The 470-nt window shown below is 33.0% G+C and carries 1 protein-coding gene; it reads left to right on the plus strand.

Features of this window, described 5'->3' with window-relative positions; genetic code table 11:
• Positions 1–253 (plus strand): hypothetical protein (locus tag DVK07_RS24125; RefSeq protein WP_233565629.1); only part of this gene is annotated, 253 nt, incomplete at its 5' end.
• Between the last annotated feature and the right edge of the window lie 217 nt (positions 254–470).

Below are 470 nucleotides of genomic sequence, written 5' to 3' on the forward strand. Positions count from 1 at the left end.
ACTGTTAGGGTTGATAAAATCGTATAATGATGAGTGTAGTATTTCTTGTAAATTACACTTTGGCGAAACTCTGACATCAGAGAGATATTTCATTCTAACAGGGGTGAATGAATATAATAATTCTCACTTATTGAGTGGAGTTACAAGATTTACAGGGGAAGATGTTGATAAACTCATTGAAAAAACATCCCATCATTATCCAATGGTATTTGAAAAGCAAATATTAAAGTTTGAAACTCGCTCGCAGAGATAGGGTGATTATGCTGGGATTTATATCAGGAGGTTTTTGTGGGCACTATAACTGTTCGTGAGGCGCTGATGTGTGGTTTGAAAATGCTATAGGGAAAGAAAGTATCAAATTCATGTTTAATAATGAGTTTAATATTAAAAATATTGAGGTTGATAATTTCTCATTGGGCATTTTTCAGATTTAAAGATTGGGTTTTATTGTAAGGATGTACCCAAATGGT

The organism is Halorubrum sp. Atlit-26R (assembly GCF_003666015.1).
In the GTDB taxonomy this organism is placed as follows: Archaea; Halobacteriota; Halobacteria; order Halobacteriales; family Haloferacaceae; genus Halorubrum.